13 protein-coding genes are annotated in these 15,634 nt (G+C 74.8%); 10 read left to right on the forward strand and 3 right to left on the reverse strand.

Features of this window, described 5'->3' with window-relative positions; all coding sequences use genetic code 11:
• Positions 1-49 precede the first annotated feature (49 nt).
• Positions 50-751, forward strand: coding sequence for a DedA family protein (locus FZ988_RS11850; RefSeq protein ID WP_246169456.1), 702 nt, complete (start codon positions 50-52; stop codon positions 749-751).
• On the opposite strand, the gene coaA is transcribed toward FZ988_RS11850, so the two are convergent.
• Positions 748-1,701, reverse strand: coding sequence for a type I pantothenate kinase (gene coaA / locus FZ988_RS11855; RefSeq protein WP_246169457.1), 954 nt, complete (start codon positions 1,699-1,701; stop codon positions 748-750). The two genes, FZ988_RS11850 and coaA, sit on opposite strands and share 4 nt — an antisense overlap.
• Positions 1,702-1,789: 88 nt before the next feature.
• On the opposite strand from coaA, the gene glmS reads away from it, so the two are divergent.
• Both glmS and FZ988_RS11865 read left to right on the forward strand, forming a co-directional pair.
• The gene (gene glmS, locus FZ988_RS11860; protein ID WP_149204241.1) at positions 1,790-3,661 is read left to right on the forward strand and encodes a glutamine--fructose-6-phosphate transaminase (isomerizing); all 1,872 of its coding nucleotides are present in this window, start codon (positions 1,790-1,792) and stop codon (positions 3,659-3,661) included.
• Positions 3,662-3,692: 31 nt separating this feature from the next.
• The gene (locus tag FZ988_RS11865; protein WP_149204242.1) at positions 3,693-4,046 is read left to right on the forward strand and encodes a holo-ACP synthase; all 354 of its coding nucleotides are present in this window, start codon (positions 3,693-3,695) and stop codon (positions 4,044-4,046) included.
• A gap of 23 nt (positions 4,047-4,069) precedes the next feature.
• Here the strand turns inward: FZ988_RS11865 and metH are convergent, their stop codons facing one another.
• Both metH and FZ988_RS11875 read right to left on the reverse strand, forming a co-directional pair.
• Positions 4,070-7,741, reverse strand: coding sequence for a methionine synthase (gene metH / locus FZ988_RS11870; protein WP_246169458.1), 3,672 nt, complete (start codon positions 7,739-7,741; stop codon positions 4,070-4,072).
• Positions 7,742-7,833: 92 nt separating this feature from the next.
• Positions 7,834-8,820 carry an LLM class F420-dependent oxidoreductase gene (locus tag FZ988_RS11875; protein WP_149204244.1) on the reverse strand — a complete coding sequence of 329 codons (987 nt, stop codon included), beginning with the start codon at positions 8,818-8,820 and terminating at the stop codon, positions 7,834-7,836.
• Between the two features lie 148 nt (positions 8,821-8,968).
• Here FZ988_RS11875 and FZ988_RS11880 point away from each other — a divergent pair, with 148 nt between their 5' ends.
• The 7 genes from FZ988_RS11880 (at position 8,969) to tsaD (ending at position 15,622) form a co-directional block, all read left to right on the forward strand.
• Positions 8,969-10,585 (forward strand): bifunctional ADP-dependent NAD(P)H-hydrate dehydratase/NAD(P)H-hydrate epimerase, encoded by a 1,617-nt coding sequence (locus FZ988_RS11880; protein WP_149204245.1) that lies wholly within the window; start codon positions 8,969-8,971, stop codon positions 10,583-10,585.
• A 140-nt stretch (positions 10,586-10,725) separates the two neighbouring features.
• Positions 10,726-11,352, forward strand: a complete 627-nt coding sequence (locus tag FZ988_RS11885; protein ID WP_188079087.1) for a nucleoside/nucleotide kinase family protein — start codon at positions 10,726-10,728, stop codon at positions 11,350-11,352.
• A gap of 34 nt (positions 11,353-11,386) precedes the next feature.
• A complete protein-coding gene (alr, locus tag FZ988_RS11890) occupies positions 11,387-12,580 on the forward strand; it encodes an alanine racemase (protein WP_149204246.1) in 1,194 nt (397 codons plus the stop codon).
• 26 nt (positions 12,581-12,606) lie between these two features.
• Positions 12,607-13,173, forward strand: coding sequence for a tRNA (adenosine(37)-N6)-threonylcarbamoyltransferase complex ATPase subunit type 1 TsaE (gene tsaE, locus FZ988_RS11895; protein ID WP_149204347.1), 567 nt, complete (start codon positions 12,607-12,609; stop codon positions 13,171-13,173).
• A gap of 4 nt (positions 13,174-13,177) precedes the next feature.
• Positions 13,178-14,014, forward strand: coding sequence for a tRNA (adenosine(37)-N6)-threonylcarbamoyltransferase complex dimerization subunit type 1 TsaB (gene tsaB, locus FZ988_RS11900; protein WP_149204247.1), 837 nt, complete (start codon positions 13,178-13,180; stop codon positions 14,012-14,014).
• The gene (rimI, locus tag FZ988_RS11905) at positions 14,011-14,478 is read left to right on the forward strand and encodes a ribosomal protein S18-alanine N-acetyltransferase (RefSeq protein ID WP_149204248.1); all 468 of its coding nucleotides are present in this window, start codon (positions 14,011-14,013) and stop codon (positions 14,476-14,478) included. The genes tsaB and rimI overlap by 4 nt, the downstream gene beginning before the upstream one ends.
• A gap of 85 nt (positions 14,479-14,563) precedes the next feature.
• Positions 14,564-15,622 (forward strand): tRNA (adenosine(37)-N6)-threonylcarbamoyltransferase complex transferase subunit TsaD, encoded by a 1,059-nt coding sequence (gene tsaD / locus FZ988_RS11915; protein ID WP_149204249.1) that lies wholly within the window; start codon positions 14,564-14,566, stop codon positions 15,620-15,622.
• Positions 15,623-15,634: the final 12 nt, after the last annotated feature.

The following is a 15,634-nucleotide window of genomic DNA, read 5'->3' on the forward strand; positions in this document are numbered from 1 at the left end:
CGTCCCCGACGCCATCCCGACGCCGCCCCGACCAAGGAGCTGATGACCCGTGCTGGAGGACTGGGTCATCGCCCTGGCCGGCTCGCCGTGGGTGTTCCTGGCGCTGTACGCCTTCGCCGCGATCGACGGGTTCTTCCCGCCCATCCCGAGCGAGTCCGTCGTCATCGCGCTCGCGGCCCTCTCGGCCGCGACCGGCGAGCCGAACTTCTGGATCCTCGGAGCCGTCGCCGCGGCGGGCGCCTTCACCGGCGACCAGACCGCGTACTCGATCGGCCAACGGCTCTCCGTCAGACGCATGCGCATGATGCGAGGGCCACGGCAGCAGCGAGCGCTCGCGTGGGCCGAGCGGGCGCTCGAGGACCGCGGCGCGTCCTTCATCATCGCGGCCCGCTACGTCCCCGTCGGCCGGGTCGCCGTGAACATGACCGCCGGCACCGTCGGCTTCTCGCGACCCCGCTTCTCAGCCCTGGCGGCGATCGCGGCCGTGACCTGGTCCATCTACTCCGTGATGCTCGGCATCGGGGCCGGCGTGTGGCTCGGCGAGAACCCGATGCTCGCCGTCGCGGTGGGCGTCGCCGGGGGTGTGCTGCTCGGCCTCCTGCTCGACCCGGTCATCTCCTGGTTCGCCCGGCGCCGCGGGGGGCGAACCCGCGTGACGGGCACCGCCGACGCCGTCAGCGCCGCCGAGCCCGGCGACGCCGCGTCCGACGCCCCGCTCGAGGACGCCCAGGGCGCGACGGCGCGACGCTAGAGCTTGCGCAGCCGGACCCGCTGCACCGAGTGGTCCCCACCCTTGCGCAGCACGAGGGTCGCGCGTCCGCGCGTCGGGAGGATGTTCTGCTCGAGGTTGGGGGCATTGATCGAGTCCCAGATCTGCTCCGCACGGTCGATCGCCGCATGGTCGTCGAGGTCCGCGTACCGGCGGAAGTAGGACGTGGGCTGGGCGAACGCCGTCCGGCGCAGCGACAGGAACCTGTCGACGTACCACTGGCGGACGTCGCGGGTGCGCGCGTCGACGTAGATGGAGAAGTCGAAGAAGTCGCTCACCGCGAGGCTCGACTCGCCGACGGCCGTGGCCCGGGCTGGCTGGAGCACGTTGAGGCCCTCGACGATGAGGACGTCGGGCCGCCGGACGACCACGCGCTCGTCGGGCACGATGTCGTAGCTCAGGTGGGAGTACACGGGGGCGCGCACCTCTGGCCGCCCCGCCTTGATCGCGGAGAGGAAGCGCAGCAGCGCGCGCCTGTCGTACGACTCGGGGAAGCCCTTGCGGTCCATGAGCCCGCGGCGCTCGAGCTCGCGGTTCGGGTACAGGAAGCCGTCGGTCGTGATGAGCTCGACGTGCGGCGTCTCGGGCCACCGGGCGAGCAGCTCGCGCAGGACGCGCGCGGTCGTCGACTTGCCGACGGCGACCGACCCGGCGATGCCGATCACGTACGGGGTGCGCGCCGCCGCCTCGCCGAGGAACGTCGACGACGCGGAGTGCAGGCCGCCCGTCGCGTTCACGTAGAGGTTGAGGAGCCGCGACAGCGGCCGGTACACCGCGTCGACCTCCGCGAGGTCGATCGGGTCGCCGAGGCCGCGCAGACGCGACACGTCCCCGTCCGTCAGGGGCAGGGGCGTCGAGGCGGACAGGCGGCTCCACGCCGCGCGGTCGAGGTCGACGTACGGCGTCGACGGGGCCAGCTCACCGACGGTCACGGCGTCCAGTCTGCCGGATCGCGGCGGCCCCGGATGCCGGACGGAGGACCGGCCGGGCACCGGGCCCGCGCCAACTAGACTCGCCCGCATGTGTGGAATCGTCGGGTACGTCGGTGCCCAGGAAGCCAGCGCCCGTCCGCTGGACGTCGTCATGGGCGGGCTCGCCCGGCTCGAGTACCGCGGGTACGACTCCGCGGGCGTCGCACTGGTCACGGCCGAGAACGGGCACGGCCTCGCGACGGCCAAGAAGGCGGGCAAGCTCGTCAACCTCGCGAACCTGATCGAGGAGCAGCCCCTGCCGCCGGCGACGGCCGCGATCGGCCACACACGCTGGGCGACGCACGGGGCGCCCAACGACGTCAACGCGCACCCCCACGTCTCGGCGGACGGCCGGCTCGCCGTGATCCACAACGGGATCGTCGAGAACTTCGCGGTGCTGCGCGCCGAGCTCGAGGCCGCGGGCGTCACGATGCGCAGCGAGACCGACACCGAGGTCGTCGCGCACCTGCTGGGCGCCGCATACGTCGCGGCCGACGGAGACCTGACCGAGGCGATGAGGACCGTCGCCCGGCGCCTGAAGGGCACCTTCACGCTCCTCGCGGTGCACGCCGACGCGCCGGACATGGTGGTCGGCACCCGGCACGACTCGCCGCTGGTCGTCGGCCTCGGCGACGGCGAGAACTTCCTGGGCTCGGACGTCGCGGCGTTCATCGCGCACACGCACGAGGCGATGGAGCTGGGCCAGGACCAGGTCGTCACGATCCGGCCCGGCTCGGTCAGCGTCGTGGACTTCGACGGCGTGCCCGTCGAGCCCCGGCGCTTCACGGTCGACTGGGACGCGGCCGCGGCGGAGAAGGGTGGCTTCGCGTCCTTCATGGACAAGGAGATCCACGACCAGCCGCACGCGATCGCCGACACCCTCCTGGGTCGCACGGACACGGGCGGTCGCCTCGTGCTCGACGAGGTCCGGGTCGACGAGGCGGTGCTGCGCCAGATCGACAAGATCATCGTGATCGCCTGCGGGACCGCCGCCTACGCCGGCCAGGTCGCGAAGTACGCGATCGAGCACTGGTGCCGCATCCCCGTCGAGGTCGAGCTCGCGCACGAGTTCCGCTACCGCGACCCCGTCGTCAACTCCAAGACCCTGGTGGTCGCCGTCTCGCAGTCCGGCGAGACCATGGACACGCTCATGGCGGTGCGGCACGCACGCGAGCAGGGCGCCACCGTCCTCGCCATCGTGAACACGCACGGGTCGACGATCCCGCGCGAGTCGGACGCCGTCCTCTACACGCACGCGGGACCCGAGGTCGCGGTCGCTTCGACCAAGGCGTTCCTCGCGCAGATCACCGCGGCGTACCTCCTCGGCCTGTACCTCGCGCAGCTGCGCGGGACGAAGTTCCCGGACGAGATCGCCGAGATCCTCGACGACCTGCGGGCCGTCCCGGAGAAGGTCCAGCAGGTCATCGACGGCGCCGGCCGCGTGCGGGAGACCGCCCGGGCCATGGCCGACGTCTCCTCGGTCCTGTTCCTGGGCCGCCACGTCGGCTTCCCCGTCGCCATGGAGGGTGCGCTCAAGCTCAAGGAGCTCGCGTACATCCACGCCGAGGGCTTCGCGGCGGGCGAGCTCAAGCACGGCCCCATCGCCCTGATCGAGGAGGGCCAGCCGGTCTTCATCATCGTGCCGTCGCCCCGCGGCCGGGACTCGCTGCACAGCAAGGTGATCTCGAACATCCAGGAGATCCGGGCACGCGGTGCACGCACGCTGGTGATCGCGGAGGAGGGCGACACGGACGTGCTGCCGTTCGCGGACGAGGTCTTCTTCGTGCCGCAGACGCCGGTGCTCCTCGCGCCGCTCGTCTCCGTCGTGCCGCTCCAGATCTTCGCGTGCGAGCTCGCGACCGCGAAGGGCCTCGACGTCGACCAGCCGCGCAACCTCGCGAAGTCGGTCACGGTCGAGTGAGGTCGCGCGGGCGGCGACCGAGGTCGGCGGCGTGATCGTCGGGGTCGGCATCGACGTGGTCGACGTCGCGCGCTTCCTGGCGACGCTCGACCGGGCCCCGGGCCTGCGCGACCGGCTCTTCACCGCCGAGGAGCGCACCCTGCCGCCCGCCTCGCTCGCCGCACGGTTCGCGGCCAAGGAGGCGATCGCGAAGGCCCTCGGTGCGCCGGGGACCATGCGCTGGCAGGACGCGACCGTGCACCGTGTGGTCGGCGGGGCGCCCCAGGTCGACATCACGGGCACGGTCGCGGCGCGGGCCGCGGAGCTCGGCGTCGACCGGTTCCACCTGTCGCTGTCGCACGACGCCGGGATCGCGTCGGCCGTCGCGATCGCCGAGCGGGACTGAACGGCCGCGTCGGCGCCCGCAGGTCAGGCCGGGTCGTAGCCGAGGTTCGGTGCGAGCCAGCGCTCCGCGTCGGCCAGCGACCAGCCCTTGCGCGCCGCGTAGTCGGCGACCTGGTCGCGGTCGATGCGCCCGAGCGCGAAGTACTGCGCGCCCGGGTGCGCGAAGTACAGGCCGGAGACGGCCGACGTCGGGGTCATCGCGTACGACGACGTCAGCTCGAGCCCGATCTCGCCGGCGCCGAGGAGGGCGAAGATCGTGCCCTTCTCGGTGTGGTCCGGCTGGGCCGGGTACCCGGGGGCGGGGCGGATGCCCACGTAGCGCTCCCGGATCAGCTCCGCGTTCGGCAGGTCCTCGTCGGGCGCGTAGCCCCACAGGTCGGTGCGCACGTACCGGTGGAGCCACTCGGCGCTGGCCTCGGCGAGCCGGTCCGCGACCGCCTTGACCATGATCGCGGCGTAGTCATCGCCCGCGTCCTCGTGCGCCGAGGCGAGCTCCTCGGCACCGTGCACGGCGACCGCGAAGGCACCCACGTGGTCACCGGCGAGCGCCACGAAGTCGGCGAGGGCTGCGTGGGCACCGGCGCGCTCGCGCTGCTGGCGCAGGGTGTGGAGGACCGCGAGGGGCGTCCCCGGCTCCCCGGGGCCAGGCGGCCTGGTCGCCGCGTCGTAGACCTCGACGTCGTCCCCGACGCGGCGTGCCGGCCAGAGACCGCACACCGCCCGGGGGGTGAGCAGGCCCTCGTCGACGACCCGGGCGAGGAGCGCCAGGGCGTCGTCGTGCAGCGAGCGGGCGTGCTCGCCCTGGCGCGGGTCCTCGAGGATCCGCGGGTACGTCCCGCGCAGCTCCCAGGCCGAGAAGAACGGGGTCCAGTCGATGAGCTCGACGACCTCGGCGATCGGGGGCTCGACCACGTGCCGCCCCGGTGAGCGGGGGGCGGGCGGCGTCGGCGGCTCGAGGCGCACCGCGCGTTCACGGGCCTCGCGCAGGGGCACGAGGCGGTGGTCCTTCTCCCGGTGCCGCTCGCGCAGCGTGTCGTACTCCGCGGTCGTCCGCCGCGCGAGGTCCTCGGGGCGTGCGAGCAGGTCCGCGACGACCCCGACGGCGCGGCTCGCGTCAGCGACGTGCACGACGGTCCTGCGGTAGGCGGGGTCGATCTTGACGGCCGTGTGCGCGCGGCTCGTCGTCGCGCCGCCGATCATGAGCGGCAGGGTCAGGTCGCGGCGGTCCATCTCGGCGGCGAGCGCGACCATCTCGTGCAGGCTCGGCGTGATCAGGCCTGACACGCCGATGACGTCCGCGTCGAGCTCCGCCGCGGCCGCCAGGATGCGCTCCGCCGGGACCATGACGCCGAGGTCGTGGACGGCGTAGCCGTTGCACGCGAGGACGACGCCGACGATGTTCTTGCCGATGTCGTGGACGTCGCCCTTGACGGTCGCCATGACCACCGTGCCCTTGCCGCGGCCCTGCTCGCCGCCGGCCGCCACGAGCGCGGCCTTCTCCGCCTCGAGGTACGGCGTGAGGTGGGCGACCGCCGCCTTCATGACGCGCGCCGACTTGACCACCTGCGGCAGGAACATCTTGCCCGCGCCGAACAGGTCGCCGACGACGTCCATGCCGTCCATGAGCGGGCCCTCGATGACCGCCAGCGGCGACCCGAGCTCGTGGAACGCCTCCTCGGCGTCCGCGACGATGTGCTCGACGATGCCCTGCACGAGCGCGTGCGTCAGGCGCTCGCCGACGGGCAGGTCACGCCACGCGTGCTGCGCCTGCTCCGTCTTCGCGACGTCCTTGTACGTCTCGGCGAGCGCGATGAGGCGCTCGGTGGCGTCGGGCCTGCGCGCGAGGATCACGTCCTCGACGGCCTCGCGCAGCTCGGGCTCGAGAGTCTCCGTGACCGTCAGCATCCCCGCGTTGACGATGCCCATGTCGAGGCCCGCCTCGATCGCGTGCGTGAGGAACACCGCGTGCATGGCCTCGCGCACGTGGTTGTTGCCGCGGAAGGAGAAGGAGACGTTGCTGATCCCCCCGCTGGTCAGCGCCCCGGGCAGGTTCTGCTTGATCCACCTCACCGCGTCGATGAAGTCGAGCGCGTACCTGTCGTGCTCGCTCATGCCCGTCGCGACCGTGAGCACGTTCGGGTCGAAGATGATGTCGTGCGGCGGGAACCCGGCCTGCTGGGTGAGCAGCCGGTACGCGCGCTCGCACACCTGCGTGCGCCGCTCGAGCGTGTCGGCCTGGCCGTCCTCGTCGAACGCCATGACCACGACGGCCGCCCCGTAGCGCCGCACCCGGCGCGCCCGGGTCAGGAAGGCCTCCTCGCCGTCCTTGAGGGAGATCGAGTTCACGACGGCCTTGCCCTGGACCCGCTTGAGGCCCGCCTCGAGGACCGTCCAGTCCGAGGAGTCGATCATCACCGGGACGCGCGCGATGTCCGGCTCGACGGCCAGCAGGTTGAGGAAGCGCGCCATCACCTCGGGCACGTCGAGCATGCCCTCGTCCACGTTGACGTCGACGACCTGCGCCCCGCCCGCGACCTGCTGCGCCGCGATCGCGACGGCCGCGTCGTCGTCGCCGGCGAGGATCGCGCGGCTGAAGCGCGGGCTGCCGGTGATGTTGGTGCGCTCGCCGACGTTGACGAAGTTGGTCTCGGGCGTGAGCACGAACGGCTCGAGCCCCGACAGGCGCAGGTGCTCGGGGGGCGGCGACGGGCGCCGCGGGGCCACGCCGTCGACGGCCGCCACGATCGCACGCACGTGGTCGGGCGTCGTCCCGCAGCAGCCGCCCACGATGTTGACGAGACCCTGCCGTGCGAAGTCCCCGAGGACGCCGGCGACCTGCTCGGGCGTCTCGTCGTAGCCGCCGAACGCGTTCGGCAGACCGGCGTTCGGGTGCGTGGAGACGAGCACGTCCGTGGCCTCGCCGAGCTCGCGCAGGTGCGGGCGGAGCTGCTCCGGGCCGAGCGCGCAGTTCAGGCCGACCGACAGCAGGTCCGCGTGCTCGGTGCTGATCGCGAACGCCTCGGGCGTCTGACCGGACAGGGTCCGGCCGCTCGCGTCCGTGATCGTCCCCGACAGCATGATCGGCAGGCGGCGCCCGGTGGCCGCGAACGCCTCCTCGCACGCGAACAGCGCCGCCTTCGCGTTGAGCGTGTCGAACACCGTCTCGACGAGCACCAGGTCGACGCCGCCCCGCACCAGTGCGACCACCTGCTCGGTGTACGCCTCGGCGAGCTCGTCGAACGTGATGTTGCGGAAGCCCGGCCGTTCGACGTCGGGCGAGAGCGACGCCGTGCGGTTGGTCGGGCCGACAGCGCCCGCGACCCACCGCCGGCGACCGTCGCGCGCCTCGGCCTCGTCGGCGACGGCGCGCGCGATCCGCGCACCGGCCTCGTTCATCGCGGCGACGAGGTGCTCGGTGCCGTAGTCGGCCTGCGAGATCGCGTTGCTGTTGAACGTGTTGGTCGTCGCGATGTCAGCGCCCGCGTCGGCGTACGCGCGGTGCAGGTCGGCGACGACGTCGGGCCTGCTGAGCTGAAGGAGGTCGAAGTTGCCCTGGTAGCTGCGGCCGGGCTCGGTCCCCTCGGCGTGGAAGTCGTCCTCGGTGAGGTCCAGGCCCTGGAGCATCGTGCCCCAGGCGCCGTCCAGCACGAGGATCCGCTCGCGCGCACAGTCAGCGATGTCGGAGATGCCGTCCACCCCCGTCCGTGCCTGGCGATCCGTCCTGACACCGGAAGGGTACGCAGCGGCCGCGGTCGCCGTGGCCCGGTCCATTCCCCGGGCCGTGGCGCTCAGCGCAGCGCGGGCACGACCTCGCGCTCGAAGAGCTCGATGCCCGACCTGTCGTACGCCGCCTCCGCGAAGTAGGTGATCGCGTAGGTCATCCCGAGGCCCTGGAGCTCGCGGAGCTTGTCGACGACCTGCTCGGGCGTGCCCACGAGCGGGCCCTTGCGGAACATCTCGCGCTCCTCGGCGACGCGGTGCGGGACGTGGGGGCGCAGGTGGTCCTCGATCCACGCGAGGCGGTCCTCGACGTCCGCCTCCGTCTCGCCGATCACGACGTTGTAGTTCGCGGAGCGCGTGATCTCCGCGAAGTCGCGGCCCACGTCGCGGCAGTGCCCCTCGAGCACGGACGACTTGTGCGCGAACGTCTCGGGGTCACCGCTGAGGTTCGCGTAGTCACCCATCCGGGCGACGATGCGCAGGGTCTTCTTCTCGCCGCCGCCCGCGATCCACAGCGGGATGCGGGGCTCCTGGAGCGGGCGCGGGTGCACGCGTGCGCCGGAGACCTGGAAGAACCGGCCGTCGAGCGTCGCCTCACCCGTCTCCCACGCCTGCGTCATGATCTGCACGCCCTCGTCGAGGGCACCGATGCGCTCACCCGCGCTCGGGAAGCCGTAGCCGTACGCGCGCCACTCGTGCTCGTACCAGCCCGCGCCGATGCCCATCTCGACGCGTCCCCCGCTGATCACGTCGACGGTGGCCGCGACCTTCGCGAGGTAGGCGGGGTTGCGGTAGGCCATGCAGGTGCACATCTGGCCGAGCCGCACGCGTGACGTGGTCGCCGCGAACGCCGCCATGAGGGTCCAGGCCTCGTGCGTGGCCTCGGTCGTCGGCTCGGGCACCGTGTGGAAGTGGTCGTAGACCCACACCGACTCCCAGGCGTCGCCCGTGTCGGCGTGCTGCACCAGGTCGTTCATGGTCGTCCACTGCTCGGCCGGCGGGATGTCGGTGAGGTCGAGCCGCCAGCCCTGGGGGATGAAGAGTCCGAAGCGCATGGTGCACACGGTAGACCGGGCCGTCGGCGCGGCGCGCGCGCTGGGCAGGTCGCCGGCGGTGCAGGGCAGGTGCGGGGCCGGCGATGGGCGGGTGCTGGGTAGGTGCTGGGCAGGTGCTGGGCACGGCGGCACGGTGCAGGATGGGTGGGTGATCGAGGCCTTCGCCGCCGCAGAGGTGCGCGCCGCCGAGGAGCCGCTCCTCGCGTGCGAGCGCGGCTTCACGGGCGGCCTCATGCACCGGGCCGCGACGGCCCTGGCGCTCGCCGTGGTGCGCGAGCAGCGGGCGCGGGCGGTGCGCGTCCAGGGCTCGACCGTCGTGGCCCTCGTCGGGCCCGGGAACAACGGCGGCGACGCCCTGCACGCGCTCGCGATCCTCGCGCGCCGGGGCGTCCGCGCCGTCGCCGTGCTCACGTCGGCCGCGGTGCACGACGACGGCCTCGCCGCGCTCCGTGCCGCCGGTGGGCGCGTCCTCGCGGTCGTCCCCGACGCGCCCGGCCGGCAGGTGTGGCTCGGTGAGGCGCTCGCGGAGGCGTTCACCGCCGACGTCGTGCTCGACGCGGTCCTCGGCATCGGCGGGCGCGGTGGCCTGCGCGGGACCGCCGCGGAGCTCGTCGGGCTCCTCGCGGGGCTGCTCACCGACCTCGGCGACCCCGGTGACAGCCCGCGCGTCCTCGCCGTCGACGTGCCCAGCGGCATCGGCGTCGACGACGGGACGGTTGCCGGGCCCGTGCTGCCCGCGCACCGCACCGTGACGTTCGGCTGCGCGAAGCCCGGGCTCGTGCTGCCACCGGCGGCGGCGTACGCGGGCGCGGTCGAGGTCGTCGACCTGGGCCTGCGCCCGGTCCTGGCCCAGCAGCGCGCGCGGCCGGCGGCCCGTCGCCTCGAGGCGCCCGACGTCGCCGCGCTCTGGCCGGTGCCGGGTGCGCGGGCCCACAAGTACACGCGGGGCGTCGTCGGCGTCGTCGCCGGCTCGCGGGCCTACCCGGGGGCGGCCGTCCTCGGCGTCGCGGGTGCGCTCGGAGCCGGCTGCGGCATGGTGCGGTACCAGGGACCGCCCGAGGTGGCCGCGGCCGTGCTCGCCGCCCACCCGGAGGTCGTGGTCGGGTCGGGTCGGGTCCAGGCGTGGGTGCTCGGGCCCGGCGTCGGCGAGGACGACGAGCAGGGCGCCCACGTGCGCGCCGCGCTCGCTCACGCGACCGAGGCCCGGGTCCCCGTGGTCGCCGACGCGGGTGCGCTCGGGCTCCTGCCCGAGCACGTCGGCCCGCTCGTCGTGCTCACGCCGCACGCCGGCGAGCTCGCGCGCCTCCTGACCGCGCGCGGGGCCCGCGTCGAGCGGGACGACGTCGAGCGCGAGCCCCTGCGCTGGGCGCTCGAGGCGCAGCGACGCACGGGAGCGACGGTCCTGCTCAAGGGGGCCGTGACGGTCGTGGCCGGTCCGGGCGCCGCACGTGCTGACGGACGGCGCGAGGACGTCGCGCCGGTCGTCATGTCCCAGGCCGACGCCCCCGCGTGGCTCGCGACGGCCGGCGCCGGCGACGTGCTGGCGGGGGTGCTCGGAGCGCTCCTGGCAGGGCACGCCGACGCGCTGGCCGCCGACCCCTCACGCGTCGTCGCCCTCGCCGCCGCGGCCGCGTACGTGCACGGCCGCGCCGCGCACCGGGCCAACCCGGGCGGCCCCGTCTCGGCGTCGGCCGTGGCGGCCGCCGTGCCGGGCGTCGTCGCCGAGCTCCTCGGGCCCGCGAGGTCCGAGTCGCCGTGGAGCTGAGCCCGCCGGACCCCGTCGACGCGCTCGCGGCGACCCGGGCGGGGGACCCGGCGGGGGCGCAGACGACCCTCCCGGAGATGCAGACGCCCCTCCCGGAGATGCAGACGCCCCTCCCGGAGATGCAGACGCCCCTCCCGGAGATGCAGACGACCCTCCCGGACGCACTGACGAGCCTCGCGGGGGCGCTCGCGAGCGGGCCGCGGCGGGTCCTCGGCGTCGCGGGTGAGCCGGGCGCCGGCAAGTCCACGGTCGCGGCGCAGCTCGTCACGGCGCTCGCCCCGCGCGCCGTGCTCGTCCCGATGGACGGCTTCCACCTCGCCCAGGCGGAGCTCGTGCGGCTCGGGCGGGCCGACCGCAAGGGCGCCCCCGACACGTTCGACGCCGCCGGGTTCGTCGCGCTCCTGCGCCGCCTGCGTGAGCAGCGACCCGGTGACCCCGTGGTGTACGCGCCGACGTTCGACCGCGCGCTCGAGGAGCCCGTCGCCGGTGCCGTCCCTGTCGACGCGGCCGTGCCGCTCGTCGTGGTCGAGGGCAACTACCTGCTGCTCGACGACGGGCCGTGGGCGCAGGTCGCGCGGCTCCTCGACGAGTGCTGGTACGTCGAGGTCGCCCGCGAGGTGCGCCTGGAACGCCTCGTCGCCCGGCACGTCGCGTTCGGCAAGGACGCAGCCGCGGCGCGCGCCTGGGCGCTCGGGCCCGACGAGCGCAACGCCGGGCTGATCCGCGGCACGCGCGCCCGGGCGACGCGCGTCGTCGCGCTGCGCTGACCTCCCGCCGACCGGCGGTGGGAGACTGGCCCGCGTGAGCGACTACCCAGCCCGAGCCGTCGTCGACCTGGACGCGATCAGCGCGAACGTCCGCACCCTGCGTGACCTGGCCAGCCCCGCCGCCGTGATGGCCGTCGTGAAGGCCGACGCGTACGGCCACGGGCTCGTCCCCAGCGCGCGCGCGGCCCTCGCGGGTGGCGCCACGTGGCTCGGAGTGGCCCAGGCGACCGAGGCGCTCGAGCTGCGCGCGGCGGGCGTGCAGTCGCGCATCCTCACCTGGCTGTACGCGCCCGGTGCACCGCTCGACCGGCTGGTCGCGGCCGACGTCGACGTGTCCGTGCCTGCAGGCTGGGCCCTCCTCGAGGTCGTCGAGGCCGCCCGCGCCACGGGACGCACCGCGCGCATCCACGTCAAGGTCGACACCGGCCTGGGGCGTGGCGGCGCCCTGCCCCGCGACCTCGACACGCTGCTGGACGCGGCCCTCGCCGCGCAGGCCGAGGGTGCCGTGTCGGTCGTCGGCGTCTGGTCCCACCTGGCGTGGGCCGACGCCCCGGACCACCCCACGGTGCTCGCGCAGGCGCAGGTGTTCGACGACGCGGTGCGGCTCGCCGAGCGCAAGGGCGCGCGGCTCGAGGTCCGCCACCTCGCCAACTCCGCCGCGACCCTGACCAACCCCGCCATGCACTACGACCTCGTGCGGCCGGGGCTCGCCGTGTACGGCCTGACACCGGTGCCGCAGCTCGGCGGCCCCGACCGCTACGGCCTCGTCCCCGCGATGCGCCTCGAGGCAGAGCTCGTGCTCGCCAAGCTCGTCCCCGCGGGGCACGGCGTCTCCTACGGGCACGTCTACACGACGCCCACCCAGACCGTGCTGGGCGTCGTCGGGCTCGGGTACGCCGACGGCATCCCGCGCCACGCCTCAGGCACGCCCGAGCGCGCGGGGGCACCGATGCAGGTGGGTGGCCGCCGCGTCGGGATCGCGGGGCGCGTGTGCATGGACCAGCTCGTGGTCGACCTCGGCCCCGACGCCGATGACGTCGCCGGCGACCGCGTCGTGCTCTTCGGCTCGGGCGCCGACGGCGAGCCGACGGCCGAGGACTGGGCCGAGGCCGCCGGGACCATCTCCTACGAGATCGTCGCGCGGCTCGGTGCCCGCGTGCCGCGGGTCCACGTCGGAGGCCCGGTCGGTGACGGCGGGCCCGCGGCGGCGCGCGGGGGTGCCGCGTGAACCCGGACGTGGGCCGTGGCGCGGGCGTGGACGGCCCTGACGCCGGGGGACCGGTCGAGCAGTCCGTGGCCGTCACGCTCCCCGACGCGGAGGCCACCCGCGCGTACGGCCGGGCGCTCGCGGGGCTCCTGCGGGCAAGGGACCTCGTGGTGCTCACGGGTCCGCTGGGCGCGGGCAAGACGACCCTGACGCAGGGCATCGGCGCGGGGCTCGACGTGCGGGGCCAGGTCGCATCGCCCACGTTCATCATCGCGCGCGTGCACCCGCCCCTGGGCGCGGGACCGGCGCTCGTGCACGTCGACGCGTACCGGCTCGGCTCGCTCGACGAGCTGGACGCGCTCGACCTGGACGCGACCCTCGACGAGTCCGTGACCGTCGTCGAGTGGGGCGAGGGCCTGGCCGAGGTCCTGTCCGAGGACCGCCTGGAGGTCGTCGTCGACCGCCCGCGCGGTGCGCACGCGCAGCCAGCGGGGGACGCCGTCGTCGACGAGGAGGACCTGCTCGACGCCGAGGCGGGAGCCCGCGTCGTGACGGTGCGCGCGCTGGGGCCGCGGTGGCGCGGCGTCGTGCTGCCCGCCGGTTTGGGAGGATGAGCCCGTGCCCGTCCTCGCGCTCGACACGTCCGCCGACATCGGTGTCTGCCTGATCCAGCCGTCACCGGGCCCGGGGCCCGGGTCCTCGTCCGGCCCGGCGGGGGCACCGGCCTCGTGGCGGATGCCCGTCGTGCTCGCCGAGCGTCGCGTGACCGAGCAGCGCAGGCACGCCGAGCTGCTCGCACCGCTCGTCGCCGAGGTGCTCGCCGAGGCGGGGACGGACCGACGCGAGGTCACCGCCGTCGTCGTGGGTACCGGCCCCGCACCGTTCACGGGCCTGCGGGCCGGCCTCGTCACCGCGCGCACCCTGGCGTTCGCGCTCGGGGTCCCGGTGCACGGCGTGAGCAGCCTCGACGCGCTCGCGGCCCAGGCGTTCGCCGCCGGGCTCGCCGGCGAGGAGGTGCTGGTGGTGACCGACGCCCGGCGGCGCGAGGTGTACGCCGCGCGGTACCGGCGCCGCGGACCCGCGGGTCCCGACGGTCCCGTCATCGCGTCCGGTGGGACGGCTGGCGCGGCCGCGGACGCCACGGCGCCCGACGTCGCCCCCGGTGCGGGGTGGCTGCCCGACGTCGAGCTCCTCGCGGGCCCGCTGGTCGACCACGCAGAGGCGCTCGCCGCCGAGGCCGCGCGACCCGGCACCGTCATCGTCGGGCCCGGCGGCCTGATCTACCCCGAGCACCTGCCGCTGACCCCCGGCGCGCCGCTTCTCGTGGAACCGGCCGTGCTCGCCGCGCTCGCCCTGGCCCGGGCCGCCCGCGGCGACGCGCTGCCGACGGAGCCGCTGTACCTGCGCCGCCCCGACGTCGTCCCGTCCGCGGCTCGTAAGCGGGCCACCGGATGACCGCTGAGGCGCCCGCGGAGGTGCGGTCCCTCACGGACGCCGACGTCGCCGAGGTCGTCCGGCTCGAGCGCGCGCTGTTCGGCGTGTCCGCCTGGAGCGAGGCGATGGTGCGCGAGGAGCTCGCCGGGCCCGGGCGGTGGTACGTCGGGCTCGACGACGACGGTGCTGCCGCGGGCGGCCTCGCCGGGTACGCGGGGCTGTGGTTCGACGGGGACGTGGCCCAGGTCATGACGATCGGGGTCGCCCCGCACGCCCAGCGGTGCGGCCTCGGGGCCCGTCTGCTCCAGGCCCTGGTGGACGAGGCGCGTCGCCTGCGGGCGAGCGCCGTGCTCCTCGAGGTGCGCGTCGACAACGCGCCCGCGCTCGCGCTGTACGAGCGGTTCGGGTTCACCGTGCTCGGCCGCCGGCGGCGGTACTACCAGCCGGAGGACGTCGACGCCTTCACGATGCGCCGCCTGCTCTGAGGGCGGGGCGTCCTCCGAGGGCGGGGCGTCCTCCGAGGGCCGGCCCGGTGCGGGACCACCGCTGGGCGCGCCCTACCCTGGTCGCATGCCTGACGCCTCGCTGGTCCTGGGGATCGAGACCTCGTGCGACGAGACGGGCGTGGCGCTCGTGCGCGTCCACGACGACGGCAACGAGCTGCTGACGGACGTGGTCGCGAGCTCGATGGACGAGCACGCGCGGTTCGGCGGGATCATCCCGGAGATCGCGTCGCGCGCCCACCTCGAGGCGATGATCCCGACGCTGACGCGCGCGCTCGAGCGGGCCGACGTCGACCTCGGCGAGGTCGGGGCGGTGGCGGTCACCGCGGGGCCGGGGCTCGTCGGCCCCCTCACGGTCGGCGCGGCCGCCGCGAAGGCGCTCGCCGTCGGGCTCGACGTGCCCCTGTACGGCGTGAACCACGTCATCGGGCACGCGGCCGTCGACGAGCTGGTCCACGGCCGGTTCCCCGAGCGGGTCATGGCGCTCGTCGTCTCGGGCGGGCACTCGTCCCTGCTCCTGGTCGACGACATCGCGACCGACGTGACCGAGCTGGGCCACACCCTGGACGACGCCGCGGGGGAGGCGTTCGACAAGGTGGGACGGCTCCTCGGCCTGCCGTACCCCGGCGGCCCGCACATCGACCGGCTCGCGCGCGAGGGCGACCCGACGGCCGTGCGCTTCCCGCGCGGTCTCACAGCGGCCAAGGACCAGGCACGGCACGCGTACGACTTCTCCTTCTCGGGCCTCAAGACGGCCGTGGCGCGCTGGGTCGAGGCGAAGCAGGACGCGGGCGAGGAGTTCTCCCTGCCCGACGTCGCCGCGTCCTTCGCGGCGTCGGTCGCGGACGTCCTGACCGCCAAGACGATCGCCGCGTGCCGGAGCCACGACGTCACGACGCTCGTGGTCGGCGGGGGCTTCTCCGCGAACTCCCAGCTCCGCGAGCTGGCCGCCGAGCGCTGCGCGGAGGCGGGGATCACCCTGCGCATCCCGCCGATCCGCTACTGCACGGACAACGGGGCGATGATCGGCGCGCTCGGCGCTGCCGTGGTGCGGGCGGGCGTCGCGCCGTCGTCCCTCGACCTGCCGGTCGACTCCTCGATGCCCCTGACCCACGTCACGGTCTGACGCCGGCCTGGC

The sequence above is a fragment of the Actinotalea subterranea genome, from assembly GCF_008364845.1.
Lineage (GTDB): Bacteria > Actinomycetota > Actinomycetes > Actinomycetales > Cellulomonadaceae > Actinotalea > Actinotalea subterranea.

What these genes read in the sequence shown, in the direction of transcription:
- glmS (WP_149204241.1), top strand. Translation starts at nt 1,790, where the DNA reads ATGTGTGGAATCGTCGGGTACGTCGGTGCCCAGGAAGCCAGCGCCCGT.
- FZ988_RS11875 (WP_149204244.1), bottom strand. Translation starts at nt 8,820, where the DNA reads ATGCGCTTCGGACTCTTCATCCCCCAGGGCTGGCGGCTCGACCTCACC.
- FZ988_RS11885 (WP_188079087.1), top strand. Translation starts at nt 10,726, where the DNA reads ATGCAGACGACCCTCCCGGACGCACTGACGAGCCTCGCGGGGGCGCTC.
- rimI (WP_149204248.1), top strand. Translation starts at nt 14,011, where the DNA reads ATGACCGCTGAGGCGCCCGCGGAGGTGCGGTCCCTCACGGACGCCGAC.
- tsaD (WP_149204249.1), top strand. Translation starts at nt 14,564, where the DNA reads ATGCCTGACGCCTCGCTGGTCCTGGGGATCGAGACCTCGTGCGACGAG.